Source organism: Pseudomonas sp. Leaf434, from assembly GCF_001425545.1.
GTDB classification, from domain to species: domain Bacteria; phylum Pseudomonadota; class Gammaproteobacteria; order Pseudomonadales; family Pseudomonadaceae; genus Aquipseudomonas; species Aquipseudomonas siliginis.
The window spans coordinates 2,186,831-2,200,840 of record NZ_LMQZ01000001.1 but is presented as its reverse complement, the minus strand read 5'-3'; the positions used below and the strand labels follow the sequence as shown (position 1 = coordinate 2,200,840).

The following is a 14,010-nucleotide window of genomic DNA, read 5'->3' as shown; positions in this document are numbered from 1 at the left end:
CCTTTCAGGTCGGCGTAATTCGCCCATATCACGCGGTCAGTCCCCTCTCCCCAGGGAGAGGGAGCCGACCGGGTCGGTTACGGATTCAGCGGCAACCTTTCAGATCGGCGTAATTCGCCCATATCACGCGGTCAGTCCCCTCTCCCCAGGGAGAGGGAGCCGACCGAGTCGGTTACGGATTCAGCGGCAACCTTTCAGGTCGGCGTAATTCGCCCATATCCCGCGGTCAGTCCCCTCTCCCTGGGGAGAAGGCTAGGGTGAGGGGCTTGTGAAGCTCACACACTATTTGCCTTGGAATGCAGCCTCACGCTTGGCAATAAACGCCGCCATCCCTTCCTTCTGATCCTGCGTCGCAAACGCGGCATGAAACACCCGACGCTCGAAACGCACGCCTTCGCTCAGGTTGACCTCGAACGCCCGATTCACGCTCTCCTTGATCATCATCGCAATCGGCAGTGACTTGCCGGCGATCACCGCCGCGACTTTCAGCGCCTCATCAAGCAACTCATCGCTCGGCACGATGCGCGCGACGATGCCGCAACGCTCGGCTTCCACCGCGTCGATCATGCGCCCGCTCAGGCACATTTCCATGGCCTTGGCTTTGCCCACCGCGCGGGTCAGGCGCTGGGTGCCGCCCATGCCCGGCAGCACGCCGAGGTTGATTTCCGGCTGGCCGAATCTGGCGTTGTCGCCAGCCAGGATGAAGTCGCACATCAGCGCCAGTTCACAACCGCCGCCGAGGGCAAAACCATTGACCGCGGCGATAATCGGCTTGCGGCGGTTGGCCACGCGATCGCTGTCGCTGAACAGATCGTCCATGTAGATCTGCGGATAGGTCAGCTCAGCCATTTCCTTGATGTCGGCGCCGGCGGCGAAAGCTTTTTTCGAACCGGTGAGGACGATGCAGCCAATGTGCGCATCGGCTTCCAGCGTATCGAGGGCGTGGTTCACTTCGCTGACCAGCTGCGCGTTCAGCGCGTTCAGCGCCTGCGGCCGGTTGAGGGTGATCAGGCCGACGCGGTCGCGGGTTTCCAGCAGAATCGTTTCGTAAGTCATGAATAAAATTCCTTGTCAGAGATTGCGCGAAATGACCATGCGCTGAATGTCGCTGGTGCCTTCGTAGATCTGGCAGACGCGCACGTCGCGGTAGATGCGTTCCAGCGGGAAGTCGTTGAGGTAACCGTAACCGCCGAGGGTTTGCAAGGCCATGGAACAGACCTTCTCGGACATTTCCGAGGCGAACAGCTTGGCCATCGACGCTTCGACCAGCGCCGGTTGGCCGCTGTCACGCAAGGCCGCGGCGTAATGCACCATTTGCCGGGCGACGGCAATTTGCGTGGCCATGTCCGCCAGGCGGAACGCCACGGCCTGATGCTCGATGATCGGCTTGCCGAAGGTGTCACGCTCGCGGGCGTAATCACGAGCGGCTTCGAACGCGGCGCGGGCCATGCCGACGGCTTGCGAGGCGATACCGACGCGGCCGCCTTCAAGGTTGGCCAAGGCAATCTTGTAGCCCTCGCCCTCCTCGCCCAGCCGATTGGCCACCGGCACTTTCACATCTTCAAAAAGAATCTGGCAGGTGTCGGACGCGTGCTGGCCGAGTTTGTCTTCGACCCGCGCGACTTTGTAGCCTGGCGAGTCGGTCGGCACGATAAACGCGCTGATCCCGCGTTTGCCGGCGCTCGGGTCGGTCACGGCAAACACGATCACGATGCCGGCGTTCTGCCCGGAGGTGATGAACTGTTTGCAGCCGTTGAGCACGTAGTGATCGCCTTCCAGCCGCGCGCGGGTTTTCAGGCTGCTGGCATCGGAACCGGCCTGCGGTTCGGTCAGCGCGAAGGCGCCGAGCATGGCGCCGCTGGCCAGCGGTTTGAGGAAGCGCTCGCGCTGATCGTCATTGCCGAACTTGAGAATCGGCACGCAGCCGACCGAGTTGTGCACGCTCATGATCGTCGAGCAGGCACCGTCGCCGGCGGCGATTTCTTCCAAAGCCATGGCGTACGCGAGGTAGCCGGTGTCACAGCCGCCCCACTGCTCCGGCACGAGCATGCCGAAGAAACCCAGCTCAGCCATCTCGGCGATGGCTGAGCTGGGGAAACGGTGCTCGCGATCCCACTCGGCGGCGAACGGCTTGAGCCGCTCCTCGGCAAACTGCCGGGCCATGTCGCGGATCTGGGTCTGGTCTTCGTTGGGGATCATGGTGAGTCCTTGAAATCTGAGTACGACATTGAACCCTGTGGGAGCGAGCCTGCTCGCGAAAGCGGTGTATCAGTCACGCATGTGCCGGCTGAAACGACGTCTTCGCGAGCAGGCTCGCTCCCACAGTTGATCGGCGATGCCTTCAGTAAACGCATTCCACAGCCATGGCCGTGGCTTCGCCGCCGCCAATGCAGATCGCTGCAATGCCGCGCTTGAGTTGTTTCTGCCGCAGCGCCGCGAGCAACGTCACCAGAATCCTCGCTCCCGACGCACCGATCGGATGGCCCAGCGCGCAGGCGCCGCCGTGCACATTGAGCTTGTCGTGGGGAATCTCCAGGTGCGTCATCGCCGCCATGCCGACCACGGCAAACGCCTCGTTAACTTCAAACAGATCCACCTGATCCAGCGCCCAACCGGTCTTCTTCACCAGTTTCTTGATCGCGCCAATCGGTGCGGTGGGAAACAGCCCAGGGGTATCAGCGAACGCAGCATGCCCATGAATCACCGCCAGCGGCTTGAGGCCCAGTTGCTGCGCATGGGACTGGCGCATCAGCACGAGCGCCGCCGCGCCGTCGGAAATCGAGCTGGAGTTGGCTGCGGTGACCGTGCCGCCCTCGCGGAACGCCGGTTTCAGCGAGGCAACCTTGTCGAGTTTGGCTTTTGGCGGCTGTTCATCGTTGCTGATCACCACCTGCTCTTTGCCGACGGTCACCGTCAGCGGGACGATTTCGTCCTTGAAGCTGCCATCCTTGATCGCCTGTTGCGCGCGGGTAGTCGAGGCAATGGCGAAAGCATCCTGCGCTTCGCGGCTGAAGCTGTTGGCCTCGGCGCAATCCTCGGCGAAGGTGCCCATCAGGCGCCCCTTGTCGTAGGCGTCTTCGAGGCCGTCGAGGAACATCGAATCAAGCACGCGGCCGTGGCCCATGCGATAGCCGGCGCGGGCGCGATCGAGCAGGTACGGCGAGTTGGACATGCTTTCCATGCCGCCGGCGATCACCACGTCGGCACTGCCGGCAAGCAGCATGTCGTGAGCCATGATGGTGGTCTGCATGCCCGAGCCGCACATCTTGTTCACCGTGGTGCAGCGCGTCGATTTATCCAGCCCGGCGCCGAGTGCGGCCTGACGTGCCGGCGCCTGACCGAGGCCGGCGGGCAGTACGCAACCAAACAGCACTTCATCAACCGCGTCGCTGGCGACACCGGCGCGTTCGACCGCAGCCTTGATCGCCGCCGCCCCGAGTTGCGGTGCGGTGAGGCTTTTCAGTTCACCTTGAAAACCGCCCATCGGTGTGCGGACAGCGCTGACGATAACAATCGGATCATTGGACATAGTCATGACTAATCCTCCTTACTTGGCGGCCATGCGCAAGGCGCCGTCGAGACGGATCACCTCGCCGTTGAGCATGCTGTTTTCGATGATGTGGCGCACGAGCGCGGCGTATTCGGCAGGCTTGCCCAGACGCGGCGGGAATGGCACACCCGCGGCCAGCGAATCGCGCACTTCCGGGGTCATGCCGGCCATCATCGGCGTTTCGAAAATGCCCGGTGCGATGGTCATCACGCGGATGCCGAAGCGCGCCAGCTCGCGGGCGGCCGGCAGAGTCAGGCTGGCGATCGCGCCTTTCGAAGCCGAGTACGCAGCCTGGCCAATCTGGCCGTCGAACGCTGCGACCGAGGCGGTGTTGATGATCACTCCACGCTCGCCGTCAGCATTGGCTTCGCTCTCGGCGATCGCCGCCGCAGCCAGGCGCAGCATGTTGAAACTGCCGATCAGGTTGACGTTGATCACTTGAGCAAAACTGCTCAGGCCGTGCGGGCCGTTCTTGCCGAGAATTTTCTCGCCGCGAACGATGCCGGCGCAGTTGATCAGGCCGTTGAGGCTGCCAAATGCGGCAACGGTCGCCTGCACAGCGGCTTCGGCGGCGGCTTCATTGCTGATGTCGGCAACCACGCTTTGCGCACCCAGGCGCTGCGCCTGAGCGGCGACGGCTTCGGCGTTCATGTCGACCAGCATGACTTTGGCGCCGGCACTGACCAGCAATTCCGCGCTCGCGGCACCGAGGCCTGACGCGCCGCCGGTGACGATAAAAACCTTGTTCTCGATCTGCATGACGGTGTTCCCTTGGATTCAAGCTGAAACTCTGTGCGCCGCGGCCTCTTGAGCCTTGGCGATTTCCTGGTTGCGCAAGATAAAGCGCTGCAATTTGCCACTCGGGGTTTTGGGCAATTCGCTGACAAATTCGATTTCACGCGGGTACGAATGCGCGGCCAGACGCTTGCGCACGTGTTGGCGCAGCTCCTCGGCCAACTCCGGCGCGGCACGGTACTGCGCGCTCAGCACGACAAAGGCTTTGACCAGTTCGGTGCGTTCCGGGTCGGGTTTGCCGACGACCGCCGCCTCGACCACGGCCGGGTGTTCGATCAGGGCACTTTCCACGTCGAACGGGCCGACGCGGTAGCCCGAAGTGGTGATCACATCATCACTGCGGCCGACGAAGCTGATGCTGCCGTCCGGGTTCCACTCCACGGTGTCGCCGCTTAGATAGTAGTTGCCGACAAAGGCCTTGGTCGGCGCGCCTTCGTAGCCACCGAACCAGCACATCGGCGACTGCGGGCGGTCGATGGCGAGAATGCCCGGTTGACCGACGCCGAGTTCGTTGTACTGCTCATCGAGCACGACGATGCGATGGCCCGGCGAAGCGAAACCGGCGGCGCCGACATGCACCGGGTGCTCGAGGCCGTGGTGGTTGCACAGCACCATGCCCAGTTCGGTCTGGCCGTAATGGTCGTGGATGACCACGTCGAGGTTGTCGGCGAACCAGCGGATCACTTCCGGGTTCAGCGGCTCACCGGCGCTGCTGACGATGCGCAGTTTGCACTTGATCGATCTGGCGAACTCCTCGCCACCGGCAATCAGCAAACGATAGGCAGTGGGCGAGCCGGTGAGATTGGTAATGCCGTATTTGTTGATCACCCGGCAGGTGCTTTCGAGGGTGAACGGGCCATCGTAGAAGGTAATCGGGTGCCCCAACGCCAACGGCCCGGTGACGCCGAAATAGATGCCATAGGCCCAGCCCGGATCGGCGACGTTCCAGAACGCGTCTTCGGGGCGCAGGTCCACCGCATCGCGGGTGTAACTCTGGAAGGCGACGATGGCTTTGAGCGGCACTGACAGCGCTTTCGCCGGCCCTGTGGTGCCCGAGGTGAACATCAGCAGGAACGGGTCTTCGCCGGTCAGTAATACCGGCTCGCAGACATTGGAATAGTTGGCCAGCTCAGCCCAGAAACTGAAATCACCACGAACAATGCCCTGACCTTTGGCGCCAGCCACGGTGACGATGGTCGGGCATGCGCTGACTTCATTGAGCTTGGGCCGGTTGACCGCGTCGGTGACCACGATTTTAGCCCCCGAGCTGTTCAGGCGGTGCTCTAGCGCTTTCGGCCCGAATGCGGTGAATAGCGGCTGATACACCGCGCCGATGCGCCAGGTGGCGAGCACGGTGATGAGCAATTCGACGTTGCGTGGCAGCAGGCCAGCGACTTTGTCGCCCTTCTGCACGCCCTGGGCGAGGAGGAAATTGGCGAAACGCGCGGCTTTGTCTTGCAGATCAGTGAAGGTGTAAGTCGCACTTGAGCCGTCGCGACCTTCCCAGAACAACGCAATGCGCCCGGGCAAGGCATGGCGGTCGCAACATTCAACGCAGGCGTTGAGTGCCGCCAGCGTGCCGCTGAGCGACGCATCGACGGTGTGCTGATAATCGAACTGTTCGGTGGCAGACAAGTAATCACGCATTGCCAGAATCCCTCGGTGTTTTTATTAGGCTGGGAACCGTAAACAACACAGGGATAGTCGCGCCGCGCGGGCCTTGGGGCAATGGTCAAAGCTATCAACGTGGTTGACTGGTTTGGCCAAGAGGTTGCGGCCGCACGCCCTGTAGGAGCTGACGAGTGCAACGAGGCTGCGATCTTTTGATCTTGATTTTTACCATCAAGTACAAGATCAAAAGATCGCAGCCTTCGGCAGCTCCTACAGGGGAACGCCGTTCAAACTGTAGGAGCGAGCCTGCTCGCGAAGGCGTCGGATCAGACCACCTCATTGAGGATCAGTGTGCGGTAGTGCCCCGGATTCGACCCGGACCACTTGCGAAACGCTTTGTAGAACGAACTGGCATCAGCAAAACCCAGCCGTGCAGCAATCTCGACAAAACTGATCGAAGGCTCCGCCAGCCAGGTAATCGCCAGCTCTTTGCGCACGCTGTCTTTCAGCCCCTGATAAGTCTGCCCTTCCTCGGCCAGACGCCGGCGTAATGTCGACGCGGACATACAAAATTGCTGGGCCAGCGCCTCGGTTTCCGGCCATTGCTCGGCGGGGAGCTGCCGCAGATCCTGTTTGATCCGGCTGGCCAGGCTGTCGGGGTCGCGGTACTTGACCAGAATGTTGGCCGGCGCCTGGGCGAGAAAGCGCTTGAGTTCTTCGGCGCTGCGCTTGATCGGCAGATCGAGGCAATCGGCGGAAAAGATCATCCGCGTACGTGGGCGTTCGAAGCGCAGGTTTTCCGAAAACATCACCCGATAATCGTCGATGAAGTCCGGTTCCGCGCAGCGCAGTTCAATCGCCAGAATCGGAATCCGCCGCCCGGCCAGCCAGCACGCGACGCCGTGCACGATCATCCAGTAAGTGAAATAGGTGAAGGCGCGGCGCGGTTCGGCGTCGTCTTCGAGCAGGACGATTTCCGCAAGGCTCTGCTGATGCACCAGTTGCGCCGGCAGTTTTTCCAGCATCAGCGACAGGAACGTCAGACCAGTATCCAGCGCCGCCGCCAGCGTCGGTTGCGCCATGGCGCTGCGACACAAAAACGCCAGGCTGCCGGATTTGAGCGGGCGCGGGTCCATGCCGAAGAACTCGTCATCACCGCGTCGCGCCAGCAGGCGCCAGAGTCTGGCGTATTGCGAGGCCGGCACCCTGCCCTCATCGGCCGCTAACAAAGCCGGATCAATGCCGACCTTGGTCAACGCCTCATCCGTTGCCGCACCCGGGGCACAACTTTGCAGCAGCGCTTCGCGCACCAGTTGAATGGCAATGGTGTCTTTTTCTGCCATGGAGCGAGGTGAACCTTGTTGTTTTTTGGGTGGTGGGCATCTTAACCCAGCTGCTGAAGTCATCGCAGGGCCAATGTGGGAGCGAGCCTGCTCGCGAACGCGATGCGTCAGATAAACAAATGTCACAGGCATACCGCATTCGCGAGCAGGCTCGCTCCCACAGGAATCACAGTCGTTCAGCTAAGGTTCAGCTAAATGTCAATGAATGCCATTTGGGAATGAGTGTCATTATGTTACAACTTAGCCTCCTATCTAAATCGCTGTGGCTAGCCAATGCTCGTTCCCTTTTTGATCATGTTGCGCGAAGGCATCGAAGCCGCGCTCATCGTCGGCATCATTGCCAGTTATCTGCAGCAGACCGGCCGCGGTCAATGGATGCCGGCGGTGTGGATCGGCGTCTTCCTCGCTGCTGCCCTTGCGCTGCTGGTCGGCGGTGGCCTGGAGCTGGTGAGCGCTGAATTCCCACAGAAGCAGCAGGAGTTGTTCGAGGGCGTGGTCGGTCTGGTCGCCGTGGGCATCCTCAGTTCGATGGTGTTCTGGATGCGCAAGGTCGCGCGGTCGATCAAGCACTCGCTGCAAGCCTCGCTGGATCAAGCGCTGACGCAATCCAGGCATCAGGTGATTGCATTGATCGCCATGGTTTTCTTCGCCGTCGCTCGCGAAGGCCTGGAAACCGTATTCTTCCTGCTCGCCGTGTTCCAGCAAAGCGAAGGCCCGGGCGCGCCGATCGGTGCCCTGCTCGGCCTGATCCTGGCGGTGATCGTCGGTTTCCTGATCTACAGCGGCAGCATGCGCCTGAATCTGTCGGCATTCTTCAAGTGGACCGGATTGTTCATCCTCGTGGTCGCCGCCGGAATACTCGCCAACTCGGTGCAGGCGCTGCATGAAGCCGGGCTGTGGAATCACCTGCAAACGGTGTTGTTCGACTTCAGCGCGACGCTGCCGATGGACGGCCCGCTGGGCTCGGTGCTGGCCGGCATGTTCGGTTACCAGGATGCGCCGACCGTCAGCACCCTGGGTGCGTATCTGATTTATCTGCTGCTGGCGCTGGTGATGTTCTTCATGCCCGCGCCGCGCCAGGCGACGCCAACGACTTCCGTTTCCAGCCAATAAGGCCCTTCATGTCTACTACCCAAACCCCTCCGGCCCTGCGTTGGGCGCTGGCCGGCTCGGTGCTGCTGATGGTCGCCGCCGGCGGGCTGTTCTGGTACGCCTCGAACATGGCCGCCGCCAAGCGTCAGCACAACCACGATGAAATCGTCGTAAACATCCATCCGCACAGTTGCGAGCCAAATGCCCTGACGGTGCCCGCCGGCCGCGCCAGTTTCCGCATCGTCAACCGCTCCGAGCGGGCGGTCGAGTGGGAAATTCTCGACGGCGTGCTGGTGGTCGAAGAGCGGGAAAACATCGCGCCGGGCCTGAGCCAGGTGATTAACGCCAACCTGCAACCGGGCGACTATGCGATCACCTGCGGCTTGCTCAGCAACCCGCGCGGCACCTTGCACGTGACGGCGACGGCAGCCTCGGATGCCGCCGCCGAGGCCAAGCCGTCGATGGTCGCGTTCGTCGGGCCGCTGTCGGAATTTCGCGTGTATCTGGCCGTTCAGGGCAGCGCGTTGATCAAAGCGGCGACGGCGCTGAATCAGGCGATCGCCAGTGGTGATCTGGCCCAGGCGCAAGCGTTGTACCTGCCGGCGCGTGCCGCTTATCAGCGTCTGGCGCCGGCGGCGCAGCGCCTGGCCGAGCTGGACAATCAGATCAATGCCCGCGCCGATTATTTTGAAAAGCGCGAGCAGGATCCCGCCTTTGTCGGTTTCCATCGCCTCGAATACGCGCTGTTCCAGCAGCGCAATCTCGACGATGTCACGCCGATTGCCCAGCGCTTGCTCGCAGATGTCACCACCCTCAAGCAACAGTTACTTGCGCAGTCACTGCCACCGGAGCAACTGGTGAGTATCGTCGTGCGCAACCTCAACAGTCTCGCCGATGTGCGCGCCGGCAGCGGCGAAGAAGAACGCTACAGCCACAGCGACCTCAACGGTTTCGCCGCCAACGCGCAGACTGCGCGCAAGGTCGTCGACCTGTTGCGCCCGATGCTGAGCAAATCCGCTGCTGAGTTGTTGCCGAAGATCGACCAGGCGCTGGACGATTTCGACAGCCAACTCAACCCCTTCAAATCCGCCGATGGCTACGTCAGTTACGACGCCGTGACCGCCGCGCAACGCCAGCAGATCGCCGCCAAAGCCAAGGCTCTGGCCACGGCACTGGATGGCATCGACCCCGCCCTCGGCCTTTCCGGCCTGTAAGCAGAAGACCACGACAGATGAACGATTCAGAACCTCTCAACCTGCAACGGCGCCGCGTGCTGATGGGCATGGGCGCCGCCGGTGTCGCCCTTGCCGGATCGACGCTGAGTTGCCCGGCCATGGCCGCGCTGCCTGCGCAAGTCACTGAAGCGCCGAGCAGCGACAAGACCGAAGACCGCCACGATTTCCACGGCTTGCACCAGACCGGCATCGTCACCCCGCGCCCGGCCTCCGGGATGCTGGTGGCGTTCGATGTGCTGGCCAGCGATCGCGAAGACCTCGAGCGGCTGTTCCGCACCCTCAACGAACGCATTGCGTTTTTAATGAAGGGCGGCCCGGTCGCGCAGGTCGACCCGAAACTGCCGCCGCTGGACTCCGGCATCCTCGGCCCGGTGGTCACCCCGGACAACCTGACCATCACCGTTTCCGTCGGCGACTCGCTGTTCGACGAACGCTTCGGTCTCGCGGCGGCAAAGCCCAGGCGTCTGCAACGCATGGTTGGCTTCCCCAACGATGCGTTGGACGCCGATTGCTGCCATGGCGATCTGAGCCTGCAGTTCTGCGCCAACACCGCCGATACCAACATTCACGCCCTGCGCGACATCGTCAAAAACCTGCCCGACCTGCTGCTGGTGCGCTGGAAACAGGAAGGCAGCGTGCCGCCGCAAGCCCTGGCCAAACCCGGTGTGCCGGCGCAGTCGGCGCGCAACTTTCTCGGTTTTCGCGACGGTTCGGCCAACCCCGATTCCAACGACGCCAAGGCCATGGAGCGGATTGTCTGGGTACAACCGGACAGTGACGAACCGGCCTGGGCTGCCCACGGCAGTTATCAAGCGGTGCGCATCATACGCAACTTCGTCGAACGCTGGGATCGCACGCCGTTGCAGGAGCAGGAAAGCATTCTCGGCCGGGTCAAGAGCAGCGGCGCGCCCATCGGTGGCCACACTGAAAGCGAAGTGCCGGATTACAGCAAAGACCCCGCCGGCAAGCTGACCAGGCTCGACGCGCACATCCGTCTGGCCAACCCGCGCACCGCCGCGACTCAGGCCAATCTGATCCTGCGCCGGCCATTCAACTACTCCAACGGCGTCAACAAGAACGGCCAGCTCGACATGGGTCTGCTGTTCATCTGCTATCAGGCCGATCTGGAAAAAGGCTTTATCACCGTGCAGACCCGCCTCAACGGCGAACCGCTCGAGGAATACCTCAAACCGGTCGGCGGCGGTTACTTCTTCACCCTGCCCGGCGTGACCGGCGATGACGATTTCATCGGTCGCTCGTTACTCGCTGCCACCTCCCAAAACAAAACCGCATGACACCCAACCGACACTGGAGCCGCCCCATGAAAAAGACGCCACTCGCGTTATTGCTGACCCTTGGTTTGCTCAACACCCCGCTGGCGGCGTTCGCCGCGACCGCGCCGCTGGATCTGGTGGGGCCGGTGTCGGACTACAAGATTTACGTCACCGAGAAACTCGATGAGCTGGCCAGCCACACCCAGCAGTTCACCGACGCGGTGAAGAAAGGCGATCTCGCCACCGCGCAGAAGCTCTACGCGCCGACGCGGGTGTATTACGAGTCGATCGAGCCGATCGCCGAGCTGTTCAGCGATCTCGATGCGTCCATCGATTCTCGCGTTGACGATCACGAAAAAGGCGTTAAGGCCGAGGACTTCACTGGCTTTCACCGGATCGAATATTCGTTGTTCGCGGAGAAGTCCACTAAGGGCCTGGATGCATTGGCCGACGGTTTGAACAAAGACGTGCAGGACCTGCAAACCCGTGTGGCCGGTCTGACCTTCCCGCCAGAGAAGGTCGTCGGCGGCGCTGCTGCGCTGTTGGAAGAAGTCGCGGCGACGAAGATTTCCGGCGAGGAAGATCGCTACAGCCACACCGACCTGTACGACTTCCAAGGCAATATCGACGGGGCGAAGAAGATCGTTGATCTGTTCCGCCCGCAGATCGAACAGCAGGACAAGGCGTTTGTTGCCAAGGTCGACAAGAACTTCGCTACGGTCGACAAGATCCTCGCCAAGTACAAAACGGCGGATGGCGGGTTTGAGACCTATGACAAAGTGAAGGACAACGACCGCAAAGCGCTGATCGGGCCGGTGAATACGCTGGCGGAGGATCTTTCGATGATGCGCGGGAAGTTGGGTCTGAACTGATTTTTTAGCCTCTGGTCTGGCCCCTTCGCGAGCAGGCTCGCTCCCACAGTTGGAATGCATTTCCCTGTGGGAGCGAGCCTGCTCGCGAAAGCAATTCCGGACGCGCTAGAGAATCCTGTAGAGCAACCGCTCAATCCTCACCCGACTCACCCGTTTGAGAAACTTCGCCACCCCTGCCGGGTAATCCGGCAGCGTTTCAAGCGACTGGAAGTTATCGATCCGCGTGGTATGGCGGAAGATGTTTTCCAGCTCTTTCGCCCGTGGCTCCAGCCACTCGCCTTTCGGGTCTTCGATCAGCAGCGCGTTTTCCAGGTCGAGGCGAAACGCGCGCGGATTGAGGTTGTTGCCAGTCAGCAAGGTGTAGCGCTGATCGATCCACATGCCCTTGAGGTGATAGGTGTTGTCACCGTCGCGCCACAAGTGCAGGTTCAACTGGCCGCTGTCGATGCTGTGCTGATGGCGTTTGGCGAAGCGGCGCAGGCTGATTTCGTATAGATACGGCAGCGCGGCGATCACCTTGAACGGCTCGCTCGGCGGAATGTAGAAATCGTTGGCGGTCTTGTCGCCAACCACGATGTCGATCTTCACGCCACGGGCCAGCGCGCGGTTGATCTCACGGATCACGCCCAGGGGCAGGTTGAAGTACGGAGTGCAGATGGTCAGCTGCTTTTGCGCGCTGGCGATCAGTTCCAGAATCGCCCGGTTCAGCGGGTTGTTCTTGCCGACGCCGAGCAGTGGCGTGACCGACAGCCCTTCTTTGCTTGTGCTGCCGGCCCCGGTGTCGTAAGTCGCGTACTTGAGACGGCTGCGCAGGTCGCCGATGTCGTTGCGCAGGCTGCGGGTAGTCGGCAGGTTGGGCAGGTCGAGGCGGTGCACGGCTTTCGATTCGATCAGGCCATGCTTGACCAGATGATGCATCGAATCCGCCAGCTCGCGACTGTGCAGCACGTGGTAGCGGTCGAAGCGGTACTTGTCGAGTTTGTGCAGGTAGACGTTGTTCAGGCTCGCGCCGCTGTAGACCACCTTGTCGTCGATCACGAAGCCTTTGAGGTGCAGCACGCCGAACAGCTCGCGGGTCTGCACCGGCACGCCGTAGATCGGCACTTCGCTCTGGTGCGTGCGGGTCATGTCCTGATACCAGGCGGCGTTGCCCGGCTGCTTGCCCGCGCCGATCAGACCGCGCTGGGCACGCAACCAGTCGACCACCACGGCGATTTCCAGCTCGGGACGCTTGAGCTTGGCTGCGTGCAGGGCATCGAGGATTTCCTGACCGGCTTCGTCCTGCTGCAGATACAGCGCAACGATGTAGATGCGCTGGGTCGCTGCGGCGATTTGCTCGAGCAGGCAGCGTCGGAATTCGGCAGCACTGGACAGAATGCTCACCGCCTCGGCGGTCAGCGCGAAGCTGCGCAGTTTGGGCAGCAGAGAACGTTTGAAAAGCAACGGCATAAGGCTCGCAAGGTTCGATTCCGAAGAGTTTGAGAGCTTACACCATCGTCTGCGCCGGGTCTTGTCAGTGTCCGTAATGGCCCCTTCGCGAGCAGGCTCGCTCCCACCGTTGAAATGCATTCCCCTGTGGGAGCGAGCCTGCTCGCGAAAGCGTTTTCACACACGCTGAAGAAATTCGCTTGACCAAGGAGAACAGTCGTTCTACTGTTCGCCACATGAACGAATCAATCAGCAATGACACACGCGACATCATTCTGGATGTCACCGAAAAGTTGATCTACAAAAGTGGCATCGCTGCCACCAGCATGGATCTTCTGGTGAAGACCGCCGGCGTCTCCAGAAAAAGCATTTATCGTTACTTTGCCGACAAGGACGCACTGGTTGTCGCGGCCCTTCAGCGACGCGATGTTCGCTGGATGCACTGGTTCACACATGCTGTCGACCAGGCCGAGACTCCGGCCGATCGCCTGCTCAACCTGTTTACCGTGCTCAAGGGCTGGTTCGACTCGGAAGGCTTTCGCGGCTGCGCCTTTATCAACACCAGCGGCGAAACCGGCGATCCACAGGATCCAGTGCGGCTGGTGGCCAAAGAACACAAACAGAAGCTGCTCGACTACGTGTGCGAGCTATGTACCGAATATGGTGCCGAGGATCCGCAACTATTGGCCAGACAGTTGCTGATCCTGATTGAAGGCGCCATTACCATAGCGCTTGTGATGGGTGATCACAGTGCCGCCGATAATGCGCAATGCATGGCGCGAAAGTTATTGGGCCTGTAACTCTTAATAA

At 61.4% G+C, this 14,010-nt stretch carries 12 protein-coding genes; 5 read left to right on the top strand and 7 right to left on the bottom strand.

Going from position 1 to position 14,010, the window contains the following annotated elements; translation table 11 throughout:
- Positions 1-282: 282 nt before the first annotated feature.
- From ASG55_RS09850 to ASG55_RS09825, 6 genes are all read right to left on the bottom strand, one after another.
- On the bottom strand, positions 283-1,056 hold the full coding sequence (locus ASG55_RS09850; protein WP_016774718.1) for an enoyl-CoA hydratase: 774 nt from the start codon (positions 1,054-1,056) through the stop codon (positions 283-285).
- Positions 1,057-1,071: 15 nt separating this feature from the next.
- Positions 1,072-2,199 (bottom strand): acyl-CoA dehydrogenase, encoded by a 1,128-nt coding sequence (locus ASG55_RS09845; protein WP_056785979.1) that lies wholly within the window; start codon positions 2,197-2,199, stop codon positions 1,072-1,074.
- Between the two features lie 142 nt (positions 2,200-2,341).
- Positions 2,342-3,535 (bottom strand): acetyl-CoA C-acyltransferase, encoded by a 1,194-nt coding sequence (locus ASG55_RS09840; RefSeq protein ID WP_056785976.1) that lies wholly within the window; start codon positions 3,533-3,535, stop codon positions 2,342-2,344.
- Between the two features lie 12 nt (positions 3,536-3,547).
- Positions 3,548-4,309, bottom strand: coding sequence for an SDR family NAD(P)-dependent oxidoreductase (locus ASG55_RS09835; protein ID WP_056785974.1), 762 nt, complete (start codon positions 4,307-4,309; stop codon positions 3,548-3,550).
- 18 nt (positions 4,310-4,327) lie between these two features.
- A complete protein-coding gene (locus ASG55_RS09830) occupies positions 4,328-5,992 on the bottom strand; it encodes an AMP-binding protein (RefSeq protein WP_056785971.1) in 1,665 nt (554 codons plus the stop codon).
- A 290-nt stretch (positions 5,993-6,282) separates the two neighbouring features.
- Entirely contained in the window at positions 6,283-7,299 is a 1,017-nt protein-coding gene (locus ASG55_RS09825; RefSeq protein ID WP_056785969.1) for an AraC family transcriptional regulator, read from the bottom strand.
- Positions 7,300-7,572: 273 nt separating this feature from the next.
- On the opposite strand from ASG55_RS09825, the gene efeU reads away from it, so the two are divergent.
- From efeU to efeO (ASG55_RS09805), 4 genes are read left to right on the top strand one after another with little or no spacing between them, the layout of a single operon-like run.
- Positions 7,573-8,412 (top strand): iron uptake transporter permease EfeU, encoded by an 840-nt coding sequence (gene efeU / locus ASG55_RS09820; protein WP_041480384.1) that lies wholly within the window; start codon positions 7,573-7,575, stop codon positions 8,410-8,412.
- 8 nt (positions 8,413-8,420) lie between these two features.
- Positions 8,421-9,605: an iron uptake system protein EfeO gene (gene efeO / locus ASG55_RS09815; RefSeq protein ID WP_056785967.1), complete on the top strand. Its 1,185-nt coding sequence runs from the start codon at positions 8,421-8,423 to the stop codon at positions 9,603-9,605.
- 17 nt (positions 9,606-9,622) lie between these two features.
- Positions 9,623-10,921 (top strand): iron uptake transporter deferrochelatase/peroxidase subunit, encoded by a 1,299-nt coding sequence (efeB, locus tag ASG55_RS09810; protein ID WP_056785966.1) that lies wholly within the window; start codon positions 9,623-9,625, stop codon positions 10,919-10,921.
- A gap of 26 nt (positions 10,922-10,947) precedes the next feature.
- Positions 10,948-11,772: an iron uptake system protein EfeO gene (efeO, locus tag ASG55_RS09805; protein ID WP_056785965.1), complete on the top strand. Its 825-nt coding sequence runs from the start codon at positions 10,948-10,950 to the stop codon at positions 11,770-11,772.
- A 105-nt stretch (positions 11,773-11,877) separates the two neighbouring features.
- Here the strand turns inward: efeO (ASG55_RS09805) and pssA are convergent, their stop codons facing one another.
- Positions 11,878-13,221: a CDP-diacylglycerol--serine O-phosphatidyltransferase gene (pssA, locus tag ASG55_RS09800; protein ID WP_056785963.1), complete on the bottom strand. Its 1,344-nt coding sequence runs from the start codon at positions 13,219-13,221 to the stop codon at positions 11,878-11,880.
- A gap of 215 nt (positions 13,222-13,436) precedes the next feature.
- Between pssA and ASG55_RS09795 the strand changes: the two genes are divergently transcribed.
- Positions 13,437-14,000 carry a TetR/AcrR family transcriptional regulator gene (locus ASG55_RS09795; RefSeq protein WP_056785962.1) on the top strand — a complete coding sequence of 188 codons (564 nt, stop codon included), beginning with the start codon at positions 13,437-13,439 and terminating at the stop codon, positions 13,998-14,000.
- Positions 14,001-14,010: the final 10 nt, after the last annotated feature.

What these genes read in the sequence shown, in the direction of transcription:
- ASG55_RS09850 (WP_016774718.1), bottom strand. Translation starts at nt 1,056, where the DNA reads ATGACTTACGAAACGATTCTGCTGGAAACCCGCGACCGCGTCGGCCTG.
- ASG55_RS09845 (WP_056785979.1), bottom strand. Translation starts at nt 2,199, where the DNA reads ATGATCCCCAACGAAGACCAGACCCAGATCCGCGACATGGCCCGGCAG.
- ASG55_RS09840 (WP_056785976.1), bottom strand. Translation starts at nt 3,535, where the DNA reads ATGACTATGTCCAATGATCCGATTGTTATCGTCAGCGCTGTCCGCACA.
- ASG55_RS09835 (WP_056785974.1), bottom strand. Translation starts at nt 4,309, where the DNA reads ATGCAGATCGAGAACAAGGTTTTTATCGTCACCGGCGGCGCGTCAGGC.
- ASG55_RS09830 (WP_056785971.1), bottom strand. Translation starts at nt 5,992, where the DNA reads ATGCGTGATTACTTGTCTGCCACCGAACAGTTCGATTATCAGCACACC.
- ASG55_RS09825 (WP_056785969.1), bottom strand. Translation starts at nt 7,299, where the DNA reads ATGGCAGAAAAAGACACCATTGCCATTCAACTGGTGCGCGAAGCGCTG.
- efeU (WP_041480384.1), top strand. Translation starts at nt 7,573, where the DNA reads ATGCTCGTTCCCTTTTTGATCATGTTGCGCGAAGGCATCGAAGCCGCG.
- efeO (WP_056785967.1), top strand. Translation starts at nt 8,421, where the DNA reads ATGTCTACTACCCAAACCCCTCCGGCCCTGCGTTGGGCGCTGGCCGGC.
- efeB (WP_056785966.1), top strand. Translation starts at nt 9,623, where the DNA reads ATGAACGATTCAGAACCTCTCAACCTGCAACGGCGCCGCGTGCTGATG.
- efeO (WP_056785965.1), top strand. Translation starts at nt 10,948, where the DNA reads ATGAAAAAGACGCCACTCGCGTTATTGCTGACCCTTGGTTTGCTCAAC.
- pssA (WP_056785963.1), bottom strand. Translation starts at nt 13,221, where the DNA reads ATGCCGTTGCTTTTCAAACGTTCTCTGCTGCCCAAACTGCGCAGCTTC.
- ASG55_RS09795 (WP_056785962.1), top strand. Translation starts at nt 13,437, where the DNA reads ATGAACGAATCAATCAGCAATGACACACGCGACATCATTCTGGATGTC.